The 20674-nt window shown below is 70.7% G+C and carries 19 protein-coding genes; 5 read left to right on the top strand and 14 right to left on the bottom strand.

Features of this window, described 5'->3' with window-relative positions:
- Window positions 1-42: 42 nt before the first annotated feature.
- Window positions 43-711 carry a uracil-DNA glycosylase gene (locus tag J3A75_RS04985; protein ID WP_050735148.1) on the bottom strand — a complete coding sequence of 223 codons (669 nt, stop codon included), beginning with the start codon at window positions 709-711 and terminating at the stop codon, window positions 43-45.
- Entirely contained in the window at window positions 708-1859 is a 1152-nt protein-coding gene (locus tag J3A75_RS04980) for a nucleoside triphosphate pyrophosphohydrolase family protein (protein WP_209649745.1), read from the bottom strand. The genes J3A75_RS04985 and J3A75_RS04980 overlap by 4 nt, the downstream gene beginning before the upstream one ends.
- 204 nt (window positions 1860-2063) lie before the next feature.
- Between J3A75_RS04980 and J3A75_RS04975 the strand changes: the two genes are divergently transcribed.
- Both J3A75_RS04975 and J3A75_RS04970 read left to right on the top strand, forming a co-directional pair.
- Window positions 2064-2591, top strand: a complete 528-nt coding sequence (locus J3A75_RS04975; protein WP_122160799.1) for a hypothetical protein — start codon at window positions 2064-2066, stop codon at window positions 2589-2591.
- 7 nt (window positions 2592-2598) lie between these two features.
- Window positions 2599-3192, top strand: a complete 594-nt coding sequence (locus J3A75_RS04970) for a hypothetical protein (protein WP_122160800.1) — start codon at window positions 2599-2601, stop codon at window positions 3190-3192.
- 617 nt (window positions 3193-3809) lie between these two features.
- On the opposite strand, the gene J3A75_RS04965 is transcribed toward J3A75_RS04970, so the two are convergent.
- The 3 genes from J3A75_RS04965 to J3A75_RS04955 all read right to left on the bottom strand — a co-directional run bounded on the left by J3A75_RS04965 (window position 3810) and on the right by J3A75_RS04955 (window position 8715).
- Entirely contained in the window at window positions 3810-7103 is a 3294-nt protein-coding gene (locus tag J3A75_RS04965) for an efflux RND transporter permease subunit (RefSeq protein WP_122160801.1), read from the bottom strand.
- A 3-nt stretch (window positions 7104-7106) separates the two neighbouring features.
- Entirely contained in the window at window positions 7107-8333 is a 1227-nt protein-coding gene (locus J3A75_RS04960; protein WP_122162802.1) for an efflux RND transporter periplasmic adaptor subunit, read from the bottom strand.
- A gap of 70 nt (window positions 8334-8403) precedes the next feature.
- Window positions 8404-8715: a hypothetical protein gene (locus J3A75_RS04955; protein ID WP_122160802.1), complete on the bottom strand. Its 312-nt coding sequence runs from the start codon at window positions 8713-8715 to the stop codon at window positions 8404-8406.
- Window positions 8716-8822: 107 nt separating this feature from the next.
- On the opposite strand from J3A75_RS04955, the gene J3A75_RS04950 reads away from it, so the two are divergent.
- Complete coding sequence (locus tag J3A75_RS04950) at window positions 8823-9095, top strand: metal-sensing transcriptional repressor (protein WP_122160803.1); 273 nt, start codon at window positions 8823-8825, stop codon at window positions 9093-9095.
- Window positions 9096-9103: 8 nt separating this feature from the next.
- Window positions 9104-10438: an MFS transporter gene (locus J3A75_RS04945; protein ID WP_122160804.1), complete on the top strand. Its 1335-nt coding sequence runs from the start codon at window positions 9104-9106 to the stop codon at window positions 10436-10438.
- A 299-nt stretch (window positions 10439-10737) separates the two neighbouring features.
- Here J3A75_RS04945 and J3A75_RS04940 read toward each other — a convergent pair whose 3' ends face one another.
- Together J3A75_RS04940 and J3A75_RS04935 are read right to left on the bottom strand one after the other, a co-directional pair.
- The gene (locus J3A75_RS04940; protein WP_122160805.1) at window positions 10738-11862 is read right to left on the bottom strand and encodes a nickel/cobalt efflux transporter; all 1125 of its coding nucleotides are present in this window, start codon (window positions 11860-11862) and stop codon (window positions 10738-10740) included.
- Between the two features lie 13 nt (window positions 11863-11875).
- Window positions 11876-12154 (bottom strand): metal/formaldehyde-sensitive transcriptional repressor, encoded by a 279-nt coding sequence (locus tag J3A75_RS04935; RefSeq protein ID WP_050735140.1) that lies wholly within the window; start codon window positions 12152-12154, stop codon window positions 11876-11878.
- Window positions 12155-12199: 45 nt separating this feature from the next.
- Between J3A75_RS04935 and J3A75_RS04930 the strand changes: the two genes are divergently transcribed.
- Window positions 12200-12445 (top strand): DUF1289 domain-containing protein, encoded by a 246-nt coding sequence (locus J3A75_RS04930; RefSeq protein ID WP_306424667.1) that lies wholly within the window; start codon window positions 12200-12202, stop codon window positions 12443-12445.
- Between the two features lie 93 nt (window positions 12446-12538).
- On the opposite strand, the gene J3A75_RS04925 is transcribed toward J3A75_RS04930, so the two are convergent.
- The 7 genes from J3A75_RS04925 to J3A75_RS04895 form a co-directional block, all read right to left on the bottom strand.
- On the bottom strand, window positions 12539-12754 hold the full coding sequence (locus J3A75_RS04925) for a hypothetical protein (RefSeq protein ID WP_122160807.1): 216 nt from the start codon (window positions 12752-12754) through the stop codon (window positions 12539-12541).
- A gap of 233 nt (window positions 12755-12987) precedes the next feature.
- Window positions 12988-14982, bottom strand: coding sequence for a TniQ family protein (locus tag J3A75_RS04920; RefSeq protein WP_245364368.1), 1995 nt, complete (start codon window positions 14980-14982; stop codon window positions 12988-12990).
- A gap of 123 nt (window positions 14983-15105) precedes the next feature.
- Window positions 15106-16236 carry an ATP-binding protein gene (locus J3A75_RS04915; protein WP_122160808.1) on the bottom strand — a complete coding sequence of 377 codons (1131 nt, stop codon included), beginning with the start codon at window positions 16234-16236 and terminating at the stop codon, window positions 15106-15108.
- 10 nt (window positions 16237-16246) lie between these two features.
- Window positions 16247-18481, bottom strand: a complete 2235-nt coding sequence (locus J3A75_RS04910) for a DDE-type integrase/transposase/recombinase (protein ID WP_245364369.1) — start codon at window positions 18479-18481, stop codon at window positions 16247-16249.
- A gap of 2 nt (window positions 18482-18483) precedes the next feature.
- Entirely contained in the window at window positions 18484-18705 is a 222-nt protein-coding gene (locus tag J3A75_RS04905) for a hypothetical protein (RefSeq protein ID WP_122160809.1), read from the bottom strand.
- The gene (locus J3A75_RS04900) at window positions 18702-19397 is read right to left on the bottom strand and encodes a TnsA endonuclease N-terminal domain-containing protein (RefSeq protein ID WP_122160810.1); all 696 of its coding nucleotides are present in this window, start codon (window positions 19395-19397) and stop codon (window positions 18702-18704) included. Before J3A75_RS04900 ends, J3A75_RS04905 begins: the two co-directional genes overlap by 4 nt.
- Window positions 19397-20596 (bottom strand): hypothetical protein, encoded by a 1200-nt coding sequence (locus J3A75_RS04895; protein WP_122160811.1) that lies wholly within the window; start codon window positions 20594-20596, stop codon window positions 19397-19399. The genes J3A75_RS04900 and J3A75_RS04895 overlap by 1 nt, the downstream gene beginning before the upstream one ends.
- Between the last annotated feature and the right edge of the window lie 78 nt (window positions 20597-20674).

Raw genomic sequence — 20674 nt, 5'->3', positions numbered from 1 at the left:
GGCCCGCCAGACCAACGTCGGGAAGACCCGGCTGCGGTTTCCTTACGGCAGCGTGAGTTGCACCGCGTGCGGAGCTTTGGCGGGTAGGCCGTACAACTCGCCCATCCGAGCGACGAACTCGGTCTGACCTCCGTAGCTGGGGTGCCGGACCCGCTCGGCCGCCATACCCAAGTCCGCCAACGCCGCCTCGGCATCCCTCCCGATGGCGACCAGGACCCGGGGCCGCAATTCCGACACCAGCCATTCGAGGAGGTGGCGGGACGCCTGCCGTTCCCGACGGGTGTGGCAGCGATTGGACAGCGGGTCGCCCGACGCGTGCGGATGGAGCGGGAAGACGTTCCAGAGGAAGATCGGACGTCGCAGGTCCCGGAGAACCTGCCAGATCACCGTCGCCGTGCGCTCGGTCATCGCGGGGCCGCGGGTTGCCCGCGCCAGCGGCAATTGACCGTAGAGGCCGGCATGGGCGGAGAGGTGGGCCTCGTCCGTGAGCGCCAGGCCCGTGCGCCGCCCGCCACGGTACCCGAGGTCGCGCGCGATCCAGATCGAGTCGACGCCTCCGGCGAGGGCCGCCTCCAGCACGAGGCGCAGGTTCTCACGCCGGACCTGGGGCGCACCGACGCCGTCGTGGTCCGGGCAGGCCTCGGCGTAGGGGTTGAAGGTGTCGCTGAAGCGAAGCGCCGCGAGGGCCTCGATGAAGGCGCCAGGTGTCATGTCGGCAGGTCCTCGACCAGCATCTTCCGCCCGACCAGATCGAGCCGAAGGCGCCCGCGGCGTTTCTCCCGCAAGAAACGAAACGCTTCGTTACCGGCGAGGATGGCCTCTTCCCAAAGCCAGAGCGGGCAGGCCTCGACCTCGTAGCCGCGCACGAATTGCCTCACCGATTTCAGGAAGGCGAAGCCCAGGTCGCCCGGGCGCTGTCCTTCGAAGAAGCCGAGCTGCTTCGCCTCACCGAAGACGAACGTCGCCACGCCCTCCTCGATCAGGATCGCGCGCGCTCCGTCCTGCCCCTCGTCGACGCGGGCCTCGCTTTTCCTCTTCAGGCGGAACAGCGCGCGCGTCACCGGCGACCAGCCGAGGACGGCGGCGTAGGCATAGTGGAAGGCGTCGTGGAACCGGTAATCGTCCGGCTTCATGATGTTGTCGGTCAGGCGGTCGCCGATGAAGATGCCGTTGCATCGCTGCACGACGTACCGCGTGTCGTTCCCGCCGGTGCGCTCGAAGATGTCGATGGTCAACGCGCGGGGCAGGCGTTCCTCGTCCGGGAACGCCTCGTCGAACAGCGGCGGGGCGACGCGCGTCGCCGGCCAACGGTCCTCGGCCTTCGCGAGGTTGCGCATGGCGGCCTGCTCCAGGGTGACGCCGGCCTCGTTCGCGGCCGAGACGAGAAGGCCGAACACTGCGGAGAGACGCTCCAGGAGGTCCGGGCTTCCCGCGAGGTCGCCCCGCGCCCCCAGCGCGGCCAGCCGGCCGACGGCCCCGGCCAGCTGTAGCAGGGTGTGCTCGAAGGCGACGGTCGGGACGTGCAAAGGCAAGGCACGCTGTGGCTGCACGTCCGCGAAGGTCGGCTCGGGTCCCCCGGCGAGGTCCCGGCCGGCGAGATCCCCCAAGCGCAGCCCGGCGTGATCGGCGATCACCGCCAGGTACCAGAGCGCGTCGCCCATCTCCTCGACGACGCTCGCCTCGTAGCCGAGATAGGACCGCGCGTCGCGCTGCTTCTTCTTGGTCTCGCTCAGCAGGCTGCCCGTCTCGCCGAAGAGGCCGAGCACGGCCAGGTCGAGGCCGGTGCCCTTCCCTCGCGTCCGGTCCGTCCGGATCGCCGCGGCTTGATAACCGTTCAGGCTAAGCGGCGCCGTATCCATGTCCCCTCCCCGCTCCGGGTTGGCATATCCTCAGGTTGCCATCGTCGGACCTTTCCGGCGCTCAGTCCAGGGTTGCCTGTATCCACACACGCGGCGGACGCACCCTTGCCATACCGACCGCGGCTGACCACCTAAGCTTTACTGAGCCAGGCTCCCGGGCGGAATGCGCGACGGAAGGACCTGGGCACCGGGGAGAAGCCGCACATGCCGAAGGTTTGCGTGCTCGGTCCTGTCGACGACGAGGAACGCACGGCCCTGCTCAAGCTCTTGGCCGAGGCGGGCTGCGAGGTCGTGGACGAGGAGGTCGCCGTTGTCGAGCCCGACGAAGAGGAGGACGACGAAGGGGAAGACGGCGAGCACGTCGAGGATCCCGTTGCACCGGAAGACGACGAGCCCGTACCCGCAAATGACGAGGCGCCGGCCGGTCACGCCGAGACGCCGGACGAGGACTTGGGGGTGATCGTGCTGTCTCCCGATTGCCTCGCGGACGAGGAGCTGGGGCGCGTGATGCAGCGGGCCGCCGCCCAGGGTCGTCGCGTGATCGGGATCTGGCCTCCTGGAACCCAGGACGAAACGCTGCCGCGCGCGTTCGAGGATTACGGCGGGGATACCGTTCCCTGGGATGCGGGCAGCCTGCGCGGCGCCCTACCGCGGAGGAACGCGAAGCCCGAGTGGTTGAAGCCCGACGCCCAGCCGCGGGCGGAGCGCCAGACCAAGCGGAACAAGTGCTGAGGCCGGCGTGCGCGTCCACTCCTACGTGATCGACCACGACCTCGGGTTCGCGCCCAATCCGTTCCACCGGGTGTGCACGCTGAGCGCGTGCAAACCGCTGATCCGGCAGCACGCGAGCGTCGGGGACTTCGTGGTCGGGACCGGCTCGATCCCGAACGGGATCAAGGACCGTGTCGTCTACTGGATGCGGGTCGACGAGATCCTCACCTTCGACCGGTACTGGGACGACGCTCGGTTCGGCGCCAAGCGACCCGTGATGTCCGGCAGCCGCATGCAGATCTACGGCGACAACATCTATCGCCGCTCGGCCGACGGCACCTTCGTCCAGGCCGATTCCTTCCATAGCGAGCCGGGGGGCGTCACCAGCCTGCCGAACCTGGTGCGCGACACCGGTCGGACGGACAGGGTGCTTCTCGGGCGCGAATACGCCTACTGGGGCGGGTCGGGCCCGCTGGTCCCCCAGGAACTGCGCGATCTCGTGCACAGCACGCAGGGCCATCGAAACCAGTTCACGCCCGAGCGGGTGAGCGCCTTCGTGACATGGCTCCGCGGCATGCCAGGCCGCGGCTTGCTGGGTCGGCCGGCGAACTGGCCAGCCTGAGAGCCGAGCGCCCCGGCGGCCCCACCGCCGGCGAGGACGGCCGGCGAACCCGGCCACGAGGCCATGGGCGTGACTCGCGGCGAGGTGGCCTCACCCCGGTCCTTCTGCGACATCGACGCCGCGCGCCGGCTGCCCCCGACGGGCGGCTGGGAAGGCGCGGCGCCTGCCGGAATGAGCCTGGCTCAGAAGCCTCTACCGCCGAGTTGTCCCGTGCGATGCCCAGGGGCTTTCGAGTAGGGGCGACGGACGGCGACCTTTCATCCAAGCCGGTCGGAAGCCCGGGCGGACAGCCGCTCGTGGCCCCCGATCTGGCCTCGATCCGTCGAGCCACGGTGGCGGCACGCGATCAGAGACAGGGCGTTCCCAAAGGCGAAGAATGACGGCGGCACGCATCGGGTTACGCCGTCCCGCCGCTTGGGCGCCGTCTCATTCGGTCCGGGCAGCCTCGGTGATGCCGATCCATCCGCGCGGCTGCGCAGGACACGCTCTCATGAAAGCTTGTCCCGTTTTCGGCTCCGCGACAGCGCCGCTCTCAACACAGCTTGTCCCGATTTGCCCGGGACCTTGTCCCGCCGTGATGCGGTCGCCCAGATCCGACCGCTCACGAGGTCGTCCGGCTAAGGTGTTGGTGGGTCGGTCCACGACACGACATGGCCTCGTGGAGCGGACCGGAAGGACGTCTTGGCCTTGCCGAACCGGACGTAAAGCGCCGGAAGAACAAGCAGCGTCAGGACGGTCGCGCTGGCCAAGCCGCCGATGACGACGGTCGCCAGCGGCCGCTGCACCTCCGCACCCGTGCCCGTCGCCAGGGCCATCGGTACGAAGCCCAGGGCGGCGACCAAGGCCGTCATCGCCACCGGTCGCAGCCGGGTCAGGGCGCCCTCGCGGACGGCATCCGGAATCGCCGTTCCCTCCTCCACGAGCGCGCGGATGTGGTTGAGCAGCACCAAGCCGTTCAGAACCGCGACGCCCGAGAGCGCGATGAACCCGACCGCCGCCGAGACCGAGAAGGGCATGTCGCGCAGCCACAGGGCCGCCACGCCGCCGGTCAGGGCCATCGGCACGGCGCTGAACACGATCAGCGCGTCACGCCCGGACCCGAGCGCCCCGAGGAGCAGGATGAAGATCAGCGCGAAGCAGGCCGGCACGACCACCGCCAGGCGCTGGCGAGCGGCCGTCAGGTTCTCGAACTGCCCTCCCCACTTCACCTCGTAACCGGGCGGCAGCCGCACCTCGGCGGCGATGCGCGCCTGCGCATCGGCCACCAGCGAGCCGATGTCGCGCCCGCGCACATTCGCGGTGACTACGACGCGGCGGCGTCCGTTCTCGCGGCTCACCTGGTTCGGCCCCTCGCCGAAGGCGAACGAGGCGAGCTGCCGCAGCGGCACGCTCGTCCCGCCGGCCGGCCCGGGAGCGGCCGGGCCCCCGGTGCCCGCCCGTGCGGGCGCGGCCTGCGAGGGCGGTAGCGGCACCGGCAGGTTCCTCAGCGCCTCGACATCGCCCCGGACGTCGTCGGCCAACCGGACCACGATGGCGAAGCGACGGTCGCCCTCGAACACGAGCCCGGCGTCCTTTCCGCCGACCGCCGTGCCGATGACGTCCTGCACGTCCGCCATGCTCAAGCCGCGCCGGGCGATCTCGCGCCGGTCGACCTTGATCTCCAGGAACGGCAGCCCGACCGCCTCCTCGACCTTCACGTCGGCGGCGCCCTCCAGGCCGCGCAGGATGCCGGCGATCTTGCGGGCGCCGTCGACCATCGGGCCGAACTCCTCGCCGAACACCTTCACCGCGAGGTCGTCGCGAACGCCCGCGATCAGCTCGTTGAAGCGCATCTGGATGGGCTGCGAGAACCCGAGGAGCGTGCCCGGGATCAGCTTCGCCTCGGCGTCCATGCGGGCGATCAACGATTCCTTCGCCTCGGACGGGTCCGGCCACTCCGCTTGGGGCCTCAGGATCAGGTAGGTGTCACAGGCGTTCGGCGGCATCGGGTCGGCGGCGATGTCGGGCGTGCCGCAGCGCGAGTAGACGAAGGCCACCTCCGGGAACTTGCTCATGGCGTCCTCGACGCCGAGCTGCATGGCCTGCGACTGCGTGATGGCCGTCGAGGGGATGCGCCGCGCCTCCATGACGATGTTCTTCTCGTCGAGCGTCGGGGTGAACTCCTGGCCGAGCCGCGTCGCCAGGGCCCCGGCCAGCCCGAGGACGACCACCGCGCCGCCTATGAAAGCCAAGGGCGTCCGAATCGCCCCGCCCATCACCGGTCGATAGGCCGCCTTCAGTCCTCGGATCAGCAGGTTGTCGCCCTCGCCGACCCGCCCGGTGATGAAGGTCGCGACCATCGCCGGGACGAAGGTCAGGGACAGCACGAAGGCCGCCACGAGCGCGATCAGCACCGTCAGCGCCATGGGTGCGAAGGTCTTGCCCTCCACGCCGGTGAAGGTCAGCAGCGGCACGTAGACCAGGATGATGATGGCCTGCCCGTAGACGCTCGGCTTGATCATCTCCTCGGCCGAGACGCGGACGGTCTCCAGCCGCTCGTCCAGGCTCAGCTTCCGTCCCAGCGCGTGCTGCCGCTCCGCCAGGTGCCGCAGGCTGTTCTCGGCGATGATGACCGCGCCGTCGACGATGAGCCCGAAGTCGAGCGCGCCGAGGCTCATCAGGTTGGCGCTGATGCGGCCCGCCAGCATGCCGGTGGCCGTCAGCATCATGGCGATCGGGATGACCAGGGCCGTGATGATCGCCGCGCGGATGTTGCCGAGCGCCAGGAACAGCACCGCGACGACCAGCAGCGCGCCCTCGGCCAGGTTCCTGGACACCGTCCGGACCGTGGCGTCGACGAGGTCGGTCCGGCTCAGCAGCGTCCGAGCCTGGATGCCTGGCGGGAGAAGCTTGTTGATCTCCTTGATCTTGGCGTCCGCGGCCGCCGAGACGGTTCGGCTGTTCTCGCCGATGAGCATGAGGGCGGTGCCCAGCACGACCTCGCGGCCGTTCTCGCTGGCCGAGCCGGTCCGGAGCTCGCGGCCGATCCCGACCTCGGCGACGTCCCTCACCAGGATCGGTATCCCGGCCCGGGTCGCCACGACGACGTCGCGGATCTGGTCGACGTTCTCGATCAGCCCTCTGGCCCGGACGACATAGCCCTCGCCGTTGCGCTCGACGTAGTTGGCGCCCCGGGTCACGTTGTTGGCTCCGATGGCCCGGGTCAGGTCGGCGAAGCCCAGGCCGTAGCCGACGAGCTTCATCGGGTCCGGCTTGACCTGGTACTCCTTGACGAAGCCGCCGATGGCGTCGGCGCCGGCCACGCCCGGCACGCTCTTCATCTGTGGCCGGATGATCCAATCCTGGACCGTGCGCAGGTAGACCGTGCGCTCGAAGTCGGACCTCAGCCGCTCGCCCTCGGGCGTCAGGTAGCTGCCGTCCGACTGCCAGCCCGGCAGGCCATCGCGGACCGGGGCGCCGTCGCCGGCGGCCTGGTACTCGACCGCCCACCAGTAGATCTCGCCGAGGCCGGTCGAGATCGGCCCGAGCCTGACCTCGACCCCGGGTGGCAGGGTGTTGCGCACCTCGCCCAGGCGCTCGTTCACCTGTTGCCTGGCGAAGTAGACGTCGACCTTGTCGCTGAACACGGCCGTGAGCTGGGCGAAGCCGTTGCGCGAGAAGGAGCGCAAGCTCTCCAGGCCCGGCGTGCCGGCGAGCGCCCGCTCGACCAGGACCGTGACCTGCTTCTCGATCTCGACCGGCGTCAGCGCCGGCGCTATGGCGTTGACCTGGACCTGGTTGTTGGTGACATCCGGCACCGCGTCGATGGGCAGCCGCGCGAGCGACCAGGCCCCGAAGGCGGTGGCGATGAGCGTCACCAGGATGACCGCGTAGCGGTTGGCGACGGAGAAGGCGAGGATCGGGCGGATCACGGTTCAGTCCTCCGCCGCGGCCTTGCCGAGCTCGGACTTCAGCGTGAAGGTGTTGGCCACCGCCACGGCCTCGCCGGGCTCCAGCCCCTCCGTCACCTCCACGGCGGCGTCGTCCGACCGCCCGAGCTTCACCGGCCGCGCCTCGAAGCCCGCGGCCACCCGCACGAAGACGTTCGGTCTGCCCTCCAAGGTCTGGATGGCCGAGCCCGGGATGAGCACCCGCACCGGCTTGTCGGAGATCACGATCTCGGCACCCACGAAAGACCCGGGCCGCCAAGTCTCGTCCGGGTTGGCCAGTTCCGCGACGACCCGCGCCGCGCGCGTGGCCTGGTCGAGGACGGGCACGATGATGACGATGCGACCGCGCGCGGCCTCGCCGGTCGCCTCGGCCCGCACGGCCACCGTCTGGCCCTCGCGGACCAGCGGCAGGTCGCCGGGGCTCACCGCGAGATCGACCCAGACCGTCGACAGGTCGACGACGCTGTAGAGCTCGGTCTCCAGGTTGTCCCGGCCGACGGCCGCCCCGAGGTCGACGCGCCGCTCCACGACCTTGCCACCGAGCGGCGAGCGGATCTCCTGGCGCTCGAACTGCGCCTCCGGCTGGTTCGGCAACGCCTGGATCTCGGCTTGGCTGAGGCCGAGGAAGGTCAGCTTGCGGCGGGCCGCGTCCTCCTTGACCTTCAGGTCCTGGTAGCTCGCCTGCGAGCGCAGGTACTGCTGCTCGGACGAGATGCGCCTGTCCCAGAGCTCCTTGTCGCGCTCGTAGAGCGTCTTCTGCAGGGCGGCCGACACGCGTGCCGCCAAGTATTCCCCCTTGGCGTCGGCGATCTCGCGGCTGTCGAGGAGCGCCACGACCTCGCCCTTGGCGACCTTGTCGCCGAGCCCCTTGCGCAGCTCCACCACCGTGCCGGTGGTCTTCACCGCGATGCGGGCGGTCAGGTTGGCGTTCGGGACGATTGTGCCCGGCACGTGCAGGTGGCGCGAGAGGTTCCCGCCACCGACCCAGTCCGTGCGGATGCCGGCCTTGCCGACTTGGTCGTCCGTCAGCTTGACGAGGCCGGATCTCTCCGGCTCCGGACCGGCCGCCGCGTGCGGTTCGGGCTTGGCGGGCGCGGCCCCCCTGGCGGCCGCCAGCATGGCGCGGACCGCATCGGGAGCGCCGGGCCACCAGGTCGCGATCAGGACGCCGCCGGCGAGGGCCAGCAGAACGGGAATGAGACGTCTGGACATGTCGGTGCCATGGACGGGCGGCCGCACGCGCACGGCGCCGTCGTTCGAGGATGGGAAGAGGCGGAAAGCCTCAGGCCCTCGGAGGCTCGAACGGTCCCTGCGCCCCGCCCCCGACTCGGAAGACGTCGTCAAGGCGGGCGAACGACCGCGCCGCCGACGTGGCCACGCTCGCGGGAGCCTTGGCGGCGACGGGCATCACGCCCTGCGCGTGCGATTGCGCGTGGTGGACCAGGTCATCGGCATCCTGGTGGGCCTTGGCGTCGTCCTGTCCCGCCACCGGCGGTATGGCGAGCGCGATGGAACCGGAGGCCGCGTGCCGGGCCTCGGCGAGCAATGGCATCACCGTCACGGCCGCCAGGAGCAACGCGACGGCCACCGTCATGAGACGCCGTCCGAATGACACCCGACACCCTCTTCCCGGCGAGCGCCGTCCATCCCGGCGCGTCGAACACCCTTCCCTTATCCCCTCCGGGGGGATAGCATGTCAACATGGATCACGTGCACGCCTCCCACCCGGAGATCATCAAGCGGCTGAAGCGCGCCCACGGCCATCTCGCCGGCGTCATCGCGATGATCGAGGAGGGCCGCCCCTGCGTGGACCTCGCTCAGCAGTTGCAGGCGGTCGAGAGCGCCATCGCCAACGCGAAGCGCACGCTGATCGAGGACCACATGGAGCACTGCATCGGCGACGGCGTCGCGGACGGCGGCAAGTCCGCCAAGGCGGCGCTGGCCGAGTTCAAGGCGCTGGCCAAGTACCTGTGAAGGCCCCGATGCTGAGCGTCCTCGCGAACCGCACCTACCGGCACCTGTTCGCCGCGCAGGTCATCGCCCTGATCGGCACCGGCCTGCTGACGGTGGCCCTCGGCCTGCTGGCCTACCGGTTGGCCGGGGCCGAGGCCGGGGCGGTGCTGGGCACGGCGCTCGCCATCAAGATGGTCGCCTACGTGCTGGTGGCGCCCATCGCGAACGCCTTCACCGGGCAGTTGCCCCGCCGCGCTTTCCTGGTTGCGACCGACCTCGTCCGGGCCGGCGTCGCCCTGATCCTGCCCTTCGTCGACCAGGTCTGGCAGGTCTACCTGCTGGTGTTCGTTCTGCAAGCCTGCTCGGCGGCCTTCACGCCGACCTTCCAGGCGACCATCCCGGACATCCTCCCGGACGAGCGTGACTACACCCGGGCGCTGTCGCTCTCGCGCCTCGCCTACGACCTGGAGAACCTGCTCAGTCCGACACTGGCCGCCTTGCTGCTGACGGTCATCGACTTCCACTGGCTGTTCGGCGGCACGGTCGTCGGATTCCTGTGTTCGGCCGCCCTGGTCGTCTCGGTGGCGCTCCCGTCCCCGACGCCGCCCGAGCGCCGGGCGGGGGTCTACGAGCGCACCACGCGCGGTCTGCGGATCTACCTCGCCACGCCGCGGCTGCGCGGGCTTCTCGCCCTGAACCTCGCGGTGGCGGCGGCCGGCTCCATGGTCATCGTCAACACGGTGGTGATCGTGCAGGCCCTCCTGCAACGGCCCCAGAACGACGTCGCGGTGGCGCTCGGTCTGTTCGGGGGCGGCTCGATGCTGGCGGCTCTGCTGCTGCCGCGGGTGCTCGACCGGCTGCCCGACCGAACGGTCATGCTCCCGGCGGCGGCGTTCCTCGGCGTCGTGCTGCTCGGCTTCGCCGCCACGACCTGGGGCGGCGTCATCGGCTGGCCCATGCTGCTGGCCGCCTGGCTGGCGCTCGGGATCGGCTACTCCGCCGCGCAGACCCCGACCGGACGGCTGCTCCGGCGCTCCGCGACGCCCGGCGACCGCCCGGCCGTGTTCGCCGCCCAGTTCGCGCTCTCGCACGTCGCCTGGCTCTTGACCTACCCGCTGGCCGGCTGGCTCGGCGCGAAGGCGGGCATGCCGGTCACGCTGGCGGTGCTGGGCGCACTGACCTTGGTCGCCATCGCCGCGGCGGCGGCGCTCTGGCCGGCCTCGGACCCGGACGTCGTCGAGCACGCGCACCCCGACCTCGAATCTGGCCATCCGCACCTGGAAGGCGTCGGGACGCGCCGGCATGCCCACGCCTTCGTCATCGACGACCTGCACCAACGCTGGCCCGCGGCCCGGCCGGGTTGAACCGAGCCGGATGTTCGTCGGGCGCTTCGGTCACGAGGCCGTGGACGCCACGCGCCGCGGCTTCGACCGAATGGCGAAGGTGCGGCGCGATGCGCCGCCGGAACCCCGCCATGCGGGTCTTCGCGGTGGCAGCCCGGTCAGTCCGTCGGCTTGACCCACGCGTACTGAGGCTCGACCGGCTCGCTCCGAGCGGGCAGCCGCGTCCATCTCGCCCACATCCGCCGATGCACCGGCGCCTCGACGGCTGTGGGCTTTCGCGGCGAGGACCGGCGGGGCGACCAAGCCCGCCGGGACCGCGCTTACGATGGGCTGACCGACGGGGCGATCCCGACCGCGTACGCCGCGGGGTCGGGATGGATGCCCTGCCAGCCAAGCCAGCCGGTGTAGAGGCCGACGAGCACGATCAGGGCTGCCGAGGCGTAGGGCGCCCGACGGGCGAAGGCACCGAACCCGGACCACCGCGACGCGACGTGCTTGACGCTGAGGGCGGCCAGCACCCCGGCCGAGACCATCGTGACCGCGAGGCCGATGCCGAAGCAGACGACCAGCGCGAAGCCGAGGCTGAACTGCTTGAGCTGGATGCACAGGAGCAGGACGGTGATGGCGGCCGGGCACGGGATCAGGCCGCCGGTCAGCCCGAACAGCACGATCTGTCCGGTCGTCGCCTGACGCCCGGCGAAGCGTCGCCGAATGTCCTCCGCATGCGCCCGGGCATGGGCGTCGTCCTCGTCGCCCAGGTTCATATGACCGTGGTCGTGATCGTGCTCCTCGAACGCGACCTCGTGGGTTTCCGCACCCGCGGACCCGTCAAGGTGCAGTCGCGCCGTGAAGGCGTGCGGCTCGGGGATCTCCTCCAGGCTCTCCAGGAAGTCGCCCCCATCGGCGAAGGCGAACGTCTGCCGCCCGCCGTCCGGACGGACCGTCTCGACGGTGACCGCACCCGGCGCGGGCAGCGGACCCGTCCCGGCCCGGAGGCGCCAGCGCGGCGGCACGTCGTCCTCGTACACCTCCAGCGTCAACCGGCCGTCGCCGGTCACGACGTGCCGGTGCTCGCCATGGTGATGATGGTGACCGTGGTGCTGCTCGCGCCAGGTCCGCCACGCCATCCAGAGCGCGATGCCGACGATGAGAACCGCCGACGCCAGCTGGAAATACGGCTCGGCCGTCTCGCCACCCCATTCCTGGCCGAGATACTGTCCGCCCAGCGCGATCACCCAGACGACCGCGGTGTGCGAGAGCGTCGCCGCCAGCCCGAGCAGGACCGCCTGCGTGACCGTGCCCCGGACCGCGATGATGAAGGCGGCCATCATCGTCTTCGAATGGCCGGGCTCCAGGCCGTGCAGGGCGCCGAGCAGGATGGCGCTCGGCACGAACAGCCAGGCATGCGCGGTCCCCTGCTGCAGCAGGTCGGCGAACGGTGTCATGGGGCGGCTCTCGTCATTTGAGGTAGGTCCGCACCACCTCGATCAGCTCGGCGGCGCCCCGGGCGCGCTCGGCGTCCGGCTCGGCGTCCGGGTTCACGACGTGGTGGCGGATGTGGTCTTCCATCAGCTCGGCGGTCAGCCCGTTGATGGCCCCGCGCATCGAGGCGACCAGCATCAGCACGTCGGCGCAGCCGTGCTCGGCCTCCAGGGCCCGTTCGACGGCTTCGGCCTGTCCCTTGATCCGGCGCACCCGCGCCAGCAGCTTGGTCCTGTCCTTGATCGTGTGAGCCATGAATGGCGTCCTCGTCCTCGCAATACATAGGGGGGTACCCTATTTATGTCCAGCGGCCGATGCGTCGCGTGGCGGGGAGGCCCTAACATGAGGAAGGACGACCCCTGCATAGGGGTTTGCCAGTGGGACGGGCGGACCGGCTGGTGTCTCGGTTGCGGCCGCACGGTCCCGGAAATACGCGCGTGGCGGAAGATGACGCCGTACAGGAAGGCCGCCCTCGCTCGCGAATTGCCGCGTCGGATAAGGCTGGTCGCCATGGCGCAGACCGAAGCCGAGCCTGGCAAGTCTTGAAGCCGCTTGTAGATCGCAGGGTCCGCACCGCGGAACGGGGCCACCGCAAGCCTATCGCGACGTGATTTCCGTCGAGCCGGCTTGGACGCCCCGTCAGGCCGCGCCGGGATAGGCAAGCCAGAGGAAATAGACGCCGTAACCCGTGACCATCACCGCTGCGATACCGTCCAGCACGTCAGGCGACCCGCGCCGGAAGTTGACCGCATTCCTCAGCAGCAAGCCCAGCGAAGCGGTGACAGCATGCCCCGCCCCAACTCCGGCGGTCGCGGTCGCCGACCCCTCGCGCGGCGACATGCCCATCCAGACCACGAGGATCTCCAGCCCCTCCGATGCCGATGCCCAAGCCGCGACCCCGCCCCGCAGGCATTGACCGGCAGGCGCCAGCCTGTACCGCGAGGCCGGACGTCGGAACCGTGTCGTTCTCGCAAGCCGGTGACGAACCCATAAGCGAGGCAGAGGCCGCCCCGACCAAGTGCAGGGCGGCGATCCAATCCAGTCAATGCAGGGCGATCCGATAGGCCGCCACCCGCAACAGCGTCACGTCATTCCTCCGTCGACGCCGCGCGCAGACCCTCATCACTCCGGGCATAGCCTGGCGCCGACGCCGCTTGTGCGGCACGGCGGTCTCGTATGTACTCCCAGGGCTGCGGCGCATGCGTCCTGGTGATGCGGCGCCGAAGGTCCATTGGGACATCCACTCGGCGCCATACCGTCGTAGTCTTTCGGCCCGTGATCGCGAAGGCCGGCTCGACCGCGGCCCGGTCCAGGGCCTCCCGCACCCACCGCGCGCCGGATGCCATCTCCCTGGCGAGCGCACCCGTGGTGACGTACTCGGCCTCGTAAGCCGCGAGCGCGTCGTCCCTGACGAGGATTTCCCCGCACGGCATCGCCGTCCCCGCCATGAGGCCTGCCCGGACGATCAGGCCGACGCTGTCCGTCGGGACCCTGAGCCGTCGGCCGACCTCTTCGAGAGTGAGGCCCCCGCCTTCGCGTGAACGCCGCGCGGCCCTGATGTCCTCCGGGTCGACGAGGAAGCCCGCGAGGCCTGGCACGTCCCGCAGCACCGCCCTGACCCGAACCTGACCGGCCAGGATCATGTCGCAGGTGCCGCGCACGCCGTCGACCTTGCCGTGCTGGCTGGCGCGCGCGAGCGGTAGGAGGCCTGCGGGGGTGGCCTCGACGGTCGGCGCCGAGCCGCGGATCCGGGATAGCACGGCGGCTACGGCATCCCGGTCGAAGACGTCGGCCTTGATGCCGGCGCGCGTGTGGATCTCGGCGGTCGGGACGATCCGCGCCGCCACCAGCATCCTCGTCTGGCGCTTCGCCAGCCCGAGCGCCGCAGGCAGATCCTCGGCGCGGACCGCGCGGTCGAGGATCGCCCGGATCTCGGCGGCGGTCCCGCGGGCGATGCCGATGGGCGTGCCCCTCTTGGTTCGTTCCGGCCAGGCCCCCAGGGCCTTGACGTAGCCGGCGATGAATTCCGGCCGGCGGCCGCATTGCACAGCGATGTCGGCGAGGCTGACCGAGGGGACGTCGGCATGCCGGATCACCACGGAGGTCTTGTGAACCGGACCCCGGCCGGCGTGATGCGCGTAAAGCGCCGCCCTGACCGCGTCGCCGCTCGCTCCTGCCGGCAATCGCTTCGCCCAGAGATACAGGTAGCCATAGACCTGTTCGGCGCCCCAGGCGCCGAGCCCGACATGGTCGGCTCGGGCCATCCCGTCGAGCAGAGCGTCGAAGGCGTGCGGCCAGTCCCGGGCGGTGGCGAGACCAGCCGAAAACACCTCCGGATGGCGCTCCGCCGGAAACTTCGAGAGGGCCCCGTCGGCGCCCCCGAGGAGGGCGACGCCCAGCCGCTCCATGGCATCGCAGGCCTCGGCGAGCGTCAGGCCGTCGAGGAGGGGCACGCTCGTCCGGGCCGTGCCGCCGAGGCGGCCGACCACGTAGGCATCCGCCAGCGTCGTCGCTGGTGGGACCGGGACGCCGTCGCAGGCGAGAAGGGAATGGCCGTTCTTGCAACGCGTCAGCGAGCCGGCTTCCCAGGTGACGCCCGTCCCGCAACTCAGGCACGAGGTCGCCAGACGGACATGATGAAGGGGGCAGGTGCCGACAGCGGCCACGTCCCACCAGAAGCGCCGGTGGATGTTCCAATGCGCGTGTCGTCCAGACGGCGCCCTGCGGAGATCGTCCTGCCAACAGCAGGGACACCACCGCCGCACGTTCGTCGTCCAGTCATCCCGGTGGATCACCTCGCCCGCGATCACGACTCTCCTCTTGGTGATCTCGGTGGGCGTCCAACTCCGGAAGGCGTCCTCGCCCCGACCGAGCCGGTCCGCGAGGGGGCCGGCGGCGCGGCCGTGCAGGATGTCGCTCATGGAGTGGCCCGCGGTCCTGAGGCGTTCGCGGCTCCACGGCTCCCCGTTGACGTCGAAGGCGCGCAGCAGGTGCGCCGCGGCGGATTCCCCGTCGATGACGGGCGGAATGATGGTCAGCCGCACCGTTGTCCTCCGAGTGGGCAAAGTCCGACGGCAGAACATGCCGTCTGAGCATTTCGAGCTTGGTTTCCCCTGCGCTCATCGGGGCAGCATAGCCGACCCGCTGCCAAAAATCCCGGCATCCCCCGCCCGCCGTCGAGGCGGGTACCGAGCGTCAGGTTCGAGCTACTGGGCGTCATCGTCTTGCGTCTCCGCCCCGGCTTCGGCGGTCCCCATCAAGCGCGTGAGCTTCTCGAACTCGATCTCCTTCATCTTCGGCAGGGTCGAGATGTCGGTGACCAAGAATGGGTTCCTGCGCGGGCCGAGCTCGAAGATCTCCTCGAAGACGAAGCCGAGATGCTCGACCTGCCCGATGCTCGGTGCGCCCGCCTGGATGGCGCGGAAGGCCGCCTTCTTGACGAAGTGCATCATGCGACCGGTGTAGCCGTTCGAAGCCTTGAGCATGCGCTGCACCATATCGTGCTCCGAGAGGCCGCACGGGGCCGGGAAGCCGAGCCTCGGCTCGACCAGCGCCAGGAATTTGGTGGCCTTCTTCACGCAGGCGTTCGAGTGACCCAGCGGCGTGATCGGCTTGAAGACGCAGCGCCGGAGAAGCTGGAAATCCTCCTTCAGCACCCTCTTGAGCCAGGGCATGCCCGAGAGCACGAGCGAGATCGGGCGCAACTCCGCGCCGGGCGGCCGAAGCGGATCGTTCGGATCCGGGATGACGAGGTTCTTGAGGGTCTCGACCAGGGTGCGCCGCTCGTCGCTGGTCCGTCCGCGGAAGGCATGGTGGAACTCGTCGATCATGATGATGGACACGAGCTGGGCGTGCATCTGGTGGCGCACCCTGGTCCAGATGTCGTGCTCCTTCAGGTTGGCGCTGAGCTCCTTCTCCGTCATGGCGAAGTACAGCGCGAGCCCCAGCGTCTTCAGCGTGCAGGGGCTCGGCGCCTTGATGTAGACCAGCGGGCGCACGGGGCCGAACTCGTCGCGGAACGGCACGAGCGCCGGGCGTAGCTGCAACCGGGCGAGCAGGTGCGACTTGCCGGCCCCGGAAGCGGCCGGGATGACGAGGCACTGACCCTCGACATCGTCGCCGAGGTCCTTGAGCATCTCGTCGAAGCGCGCGACGGTCTTGATCACGACGTCGGTGTTGACGTGGATCGTATCCACCCTCCGCTTCCAGGCCCGCCGTTCGAGGTCCAGCGGGCTCAGGCGGATCGCGAACCGCTCACGCCGGACCGGGACGGCCTGGGCGACCGGGAGGATGGTGACGTCGGGGCGGAAGATTTCCCCGTCCTGGCTTTGCGGCATGCAATGGCCCTCACTCGGCAGTCCAGTTGTCGGGATCGTCGGGGTCGAGCTCGGCGCCGCCGTCCGCCGTCACGCTCGGCGGATCGGCCTCGGCGGCGAGGGGCGTCGAACCGGCCGGGCGGGCCGCCGGCGCGGCGTCCTCCGCGGCGCGGACCGGGCGCGGGGCGGTCTTGCGGCCACCCTGCCCGACCCGGGGCGCGCGTGCCGGCTCGGCCTCGGCCGCAGCCGTTGGCGTGGCCCTCCGCGGGCGTCGGGTCCGCAGCCGCTCTTCCTCGTGGGCGCCCTCGTCTGCGACGTCCCAGGCCACCTCGAACATCGGGTCGTCGGCATGGTCGCGGAACCAGTCGACGTCGGCGCTGGCCAAGCGCTGTGGCTTGACGCCGGCCTTGCGGCATTCGGCGCGCAGCAGCTCCATCGCACGGACGAGTGTCGCGCGAGCGACGCGCTGGCCTTCCTGCGTCATCTGACGCGCCGTACGGACCACGTCGCGCCATTCCGCCAGGGACGTCCCGTCGGCCAACCCGTCTTCGCAGGGAACCTTGATCCAACCGGCCTGCTCGTCCACCAGGACGAGGAGGTGACCGAGGTCGGACGCGTCGGCCTTGACGAGGAATTCCTCGCCGAAGTGGAAGCCCTTCCTGCGACGGACGCCCTTCAGTTCGTCGGACTGGTAGGTGAGGCCGAGGAAGGTGATCCCGTTCCGCTGGATGGTCCGAGGGACCACCAGGGCGATGAGCGGGTCGAGGTCGTCGGCCGATGGCGGGAGGCGCGTGCCGTAGCCCGCGAGGTCAAGCCAGCGCAGCAGGGGCGTGCGCCCGAGCAGGCCGCCGTGCTTGCGGTTGTGGTAGATGTCGACCACCCAGATCGTGAAGAACTCGATGAGTTGGGCTAGGGTCAGGGCGGCCTGCGCGACGCTGTCGTAGTCGCCGCGTTCGCGCACGTCCCGGAAGGTCCGGCCGGGAAGGTAGGCGCAGAAATCGCGCGCGATCGTGCCGAGCGCGCGCTCGACCTTGCCCTTCAGGTGGGGCTTGCGCCGGGGCATGTAGCGGAGCTCGAACCGCAGCTGCCCGGCTGCCGCCTTCATCGACCGGGAGTGGAATTCCTTCCCGTTGTCGAGCTTGACCACCTCCGGCACGCCGAACACGGGCCAGGTCGTGTCGACACGGATGCCGGTCAGGTCCTTCGGCAGCACCGCCATGCGCAGGCAGTGCATGACCGATGTCCAGGACGGGCGCTCGTCGCTGAGGTGGAATCCCACGATCATGCGGGTCGCGGCGCAGATGGCGATTGTCAGCCAGACCCGCTTGGTGCGCTTGTCCTTGCGACGCCGGTCACGCGCCGGCGTGCCGTCGCCCTCCAGGACGAGCACGTCGAGCGGCGTGTGGTCGATCTCCACGATTTCGAGCGGCCGCGTCGCCTGGGGGGCCTTCTTGACGTGCCGGAAGGCCTGCTCCGCCGCCGCGGGGCCCTCACGGTGATAGATCACGTCGAACTGGCTGACGTTCGCCTTCACCCAGCGCCGGATGGTCATGCCGTCGGGCACGTCGAACGGCACGATGCGCGTCTTGTTCTCGCGCTCGATCCTGCCCTGGACGAAGAGGATGACGTGGCTCAGCGGCGGACCGTTCCGGGTGAGCCAGTCCTCGCGCACCCGCTCGGCGATGATCATCTCGACCTCGGGGTCGAGGCGGAAACCCGCCCGCCCCTTGAGGTCGTCGAGCGGGATCAGCGCCACGATGGACTTGCCGCCCTTGCGCCAGCGCCCGTACCAGCCCTTCAGCGTGGACCCGCTCACCCGTTCGAGCGGCACGTCGTCGGGATGGGAGCCCTCGTCCTCGATGGTCCGCTGCCGGCGCTCGGTCGCGACGAGCTTGGCGATGTCGGCGTAGCCCGTCGGGACCTTCCTATGGGTCCGCTCTGCGAAGCACCGGTCGCAGGCCTGCACGTAGTCGAGGCGCATCAGCGCCGCGTCCTGCTGGCGGACGTCGAAGGTGTCGATGCTGCGCAGGAGGTTGTCCACGACGCCTTGGGGCAGCCCGGCGGTGGTGTCCTCCACCAGTTGAAGGCGCCTGGGCTCGCCGAAGTAGAGGTCGGCCAGCTCGGCGTGGGTCTTCGTGACCGTGACCGGCCTCGCCCCGAGGGTGCGCAGGGTGACGCCGCTCTCGTCGCGCGAAAGCACCTTGTGGTAGACGCCCTCGACGATGACGAGCGCGCCCTCGTGGACGCGGATCTGGCACGCGCCCATGTTCAGCGCCGCCCCCCGCAGGCATCGGGTTCCGCCATGCGCATCCTCCCGCCACGGTGGAGGTCCAGCAGGACGGCGTCGCACAGGACGACGGTCTCGCAACCGCCCGCGAGCCGGCGCAGGGTAAGGCCCGCCCGTTCGCGGGTGACGAGCGCGTAGGGGACGCCGTCGATGACGACGACTGCGTCGGTCGGAAGGTGGAACTGCTGGGCGATCCTGTTCAAGGTGTCCTCCTGGGGTTCGCGGGACGGCGGATCACGGCGTGGTCGTCGAAGGGCCGGCCGGGGTCGGCCAGCTCGGCCTCGCCGCGGGCGACCAGGGCCACGACGGCCCGGAAGGCGCGGTCCTGGAGCCCCGACGCCGCTCGGAGTTCCCGGACGCGACCCTGGCCGCCGCAGCGGTCAAGGACGACGCGCATGGTGTGCTGCTCCGCCTCGTCGACCACGAAGGTGCGCTCGCTCGCGAGGAGCGCGGCGTTCGCGACGCGGAGCGCGTCGATCTCGGCCTCGGTCCAGAGCTCGAAGCCGTCGTAGCCGGCAGCCCTGGCGCCGGCCTCGATGCGGGGCCGGATCCCGTCCCAGCCCAGCCTGATGACCCGTTTCCGCGGCTTGACCTCGACGGAGATGCGCCGCCCGTCGTCGATCTCGACGGCGAAGTCGGGCGTGTAGCGGCGCCACCGGACGCCGTCGTGCCACCGGAAGGGAACGGGCTCCTCCTGGTAGCGCAGGACGGCATCGTCCTGCTCCAGGATCAGGATGAAGTCCCGCGCGAGCAGTCCCTCGTAGGCCACCATGCGGTAGCCCATCCCGACCTTGCCGGAGGGGACCTCGCCCGTGATGCAGTCCCGCCGGCCGGTGACGATCCGGCGCGACGGGGTCGGCTTGCCGACGTGGCGACTTCGAAGGGTCGGCGGCATCAGGGCCTCCGCCGAGCATCGCGGCCGCCAGGCCCCTCGGCGCCGTCGGCGCCACCCGATTCCTCGCCGGTCTGGATCGCGGGAGCGACCCCCGGCGACAGCCGAATGGGATAGCGCGCGACCCCCTCCTGCCAGCGGTCGAGCGGGGTCCGCCGGTCCGCTCCGGAGCGGCGGAAGTCCAGATCGGCGAGCCAGGCGTGCGCCCCCGCCATCAGGCCTCCTGCGTCCTCGACCGCCTCCCCCCGGGCCGTCAGCCAGCGCTGCAGGCCCGCTGCCCGGCAGGGAGCGCCCGGATGGTCGACCCCGGCGAAGTGCAGCCGGATGCCGAGCGCCGCCGCGGAATGCTGGAACGTGGCGCCGAGGAAGGCGGGATCATGGTCCAGCACGATCACCTCCGGCAGCCCCATGCACAGGCGGGCGGCGCCGAGCGGCTCCGCGGCAGCCGTCGCGGTCCGCGCCCCGAACAGGCCGAGCAGGTCCTCCCCGTCCGGCGGCGCAATGCCGAGCGCCGCCGCCACGATCACGCCGCTGTAGCTGTCGCGCGCGGTGACCAGGTGGACGCGGTCGGCGCCGAGTTCCGGGATGGCGAGCCGCAGGACTTCCCGGGCGACGACGACCGCGGCGAGAGGACGCCCGCACGAGAGCTGCCGGTACCGATACGCCTGCTGCAGGGAACGCAGACGGTCGCCGACCATCCGCACGAGGGTCCGGAAACCGGGAACGTGGGCGGCCGCGCCGCCCCGCGCAGGCGCCGCTTCCAGGCACCTCGCCTGTGCGAGGCGGGCCATGGCCGTCAGCGTGACGCCCAGGCGCGGGTCGGCCTCGGCCACGACCTGGTCGACAAGCTCGCCGATCCACGGGGCCCAGTGGGTCTGCTGCCGGGGCAACCGCGCCATCCGCCGGTCGGCGAGGCCGGCCGGGTTGCCGCCGGCCTCCCTAAGCCGCGCTTCCCATGTCCTGACCTGGCGCGGCGTGGGCGGATCGACGTCGCCGCTCAGCTCGCAGACGGCGCGGATCGCGGCCCGCAGGTGGCGGTCACCCCGCCGTCCCTGCGGGAGGTCCTGGACCGCCCGCACGTAGCGGTGGCGGCGCAGCGCGGCGGCGCGCTCGCGCTCGGTCATCTCGTCGAGGGCCTGGATCTCGGCCCGGAGCCGGTCAGCGTCGGCAGTCGTCGACGGAAAAAGTTCGAGCTGCTTCATGGTCGTATGGGTCCTTGAAAGGCGGACGGGGCCAGCCTTGTTGATGGGATGGGATGGGATGGGATGGGGCGGTGGCCC

Source organism: Methylobacterium sp. PvP105, from assembly GCF_017876975.1.
Lineage (GTDB): Bacteria > Pseudomonadota > Alphaproteobacteria > Rhizobiales > Beijerinckiaceae > Methylobacterium > Methylobacterium radiotolerans.
This window is presented reverse-complemented; position numbering and strand designations above follow the sequence as displayed.

Coding starts and splice junctions, on each gene's coding strand:
- J3A75_RS04985 (WP_050735148.1), bottom strand. CDS start 711: ATGACACCTGGCGCCTTCATCGAGGCCCTCGCGGCGCTTCGCTTCAGC.
- J3A75_RS04980 (WP_209649745.1), bottom strand. CDS start 1,859: ATGGATACGGCGCCGCTTAGCCTGAACGGTTATCAAGCCGCGGCGATC.
- J3A75_RS04975 (WP_122160799.1), top strand. CDS start 2,064: ATGCCGAAGGTTTGCGTGCTCGGTCCTGTCGACGACGAGGAACGCACG.
- J3A75_RS04960 (WP_122162802.1), bottom strand. CDS start 8,333: ATGTCCAGACGTCTCATTCCCGTTCTGCTGGCCCTCGCCGGCGGCGTC.
- J3A75_RS04955 (WP_122160802.1), bottom strand. CDS start 8,715: ATGACGGTGGCCGTCGCGTTGCTCCTGGCGGCCGTGACGGTGATGCCA.
- J3A75_RS04950 (WP_122160803.1), top strand. CDS start 8,823: ATGGATCACGTGCACGCCTCCCACCCGGAGATCATCAAGCGGCTGAAG.
- J3A75_RS04945 (WP_122160804.1), top strand. CDS start 9,104: ATGCTGAGCGTCCTCGCGAACCGCACCTACCGGCACCTGTTCGCCGCG.
- J3A75_RS04940 (WP_122160805.1), bottom strand. CDS start 11,862: ATGACACCGTTCGCCGACCTGCTGCAGCAGGGGACCGCGCATGCCTGG.
- J3A75_RS04935 (WP_050735140.1), bottom strand. CDS start 12,154: ATGGCTCACACGATCAAGGACAGGACCAAGCTGCTGGCGCGGGTGCGC.
- J3A75_RS04930 (WP_306424667.1), top strand. CDS start 12,200: ATGTCCAGCGGCCGATGCGTCGCGTGGCGGGGAGGCCCTAACATGAGG.
- J3A75_RS04920 (WP_245364368.1), bottom strand. CDS start 14,982: ATGTTCTGCCGTCGGACTTTGCCCACTCGGAGGACAACGGTGCGGCTG.
- J3A75_RS04915 (WP_122160808.1), bottom strand. CDS start 16,236: ATGCCGCAAAGCCAGGACGGGGAAATCTTCCGCCCCGACGTCACCATC.
- J3A75_RS04910 (WP_245364369.1), bottom strand. CDS start 18,481: ATGGGCGCGTGCCAGATCCGCGTCCACGAGGGCGCGCTCGTCATCGTC.
- J3A75_RS04900 (WP_122160810.1), bottom strand. CDS start 19,397: ATGCCGCCGACCCTTCGAAGTCGCCACGTCGGCAAGCCGACCCCGTCG.
- J3A75_RS04895 (WP_122160811.1), bottom strand. CDS start 20,596: ATGAAGCAGCTCGAACTTTTTCCGTCGACGACTGCCGACGCTGACCGG.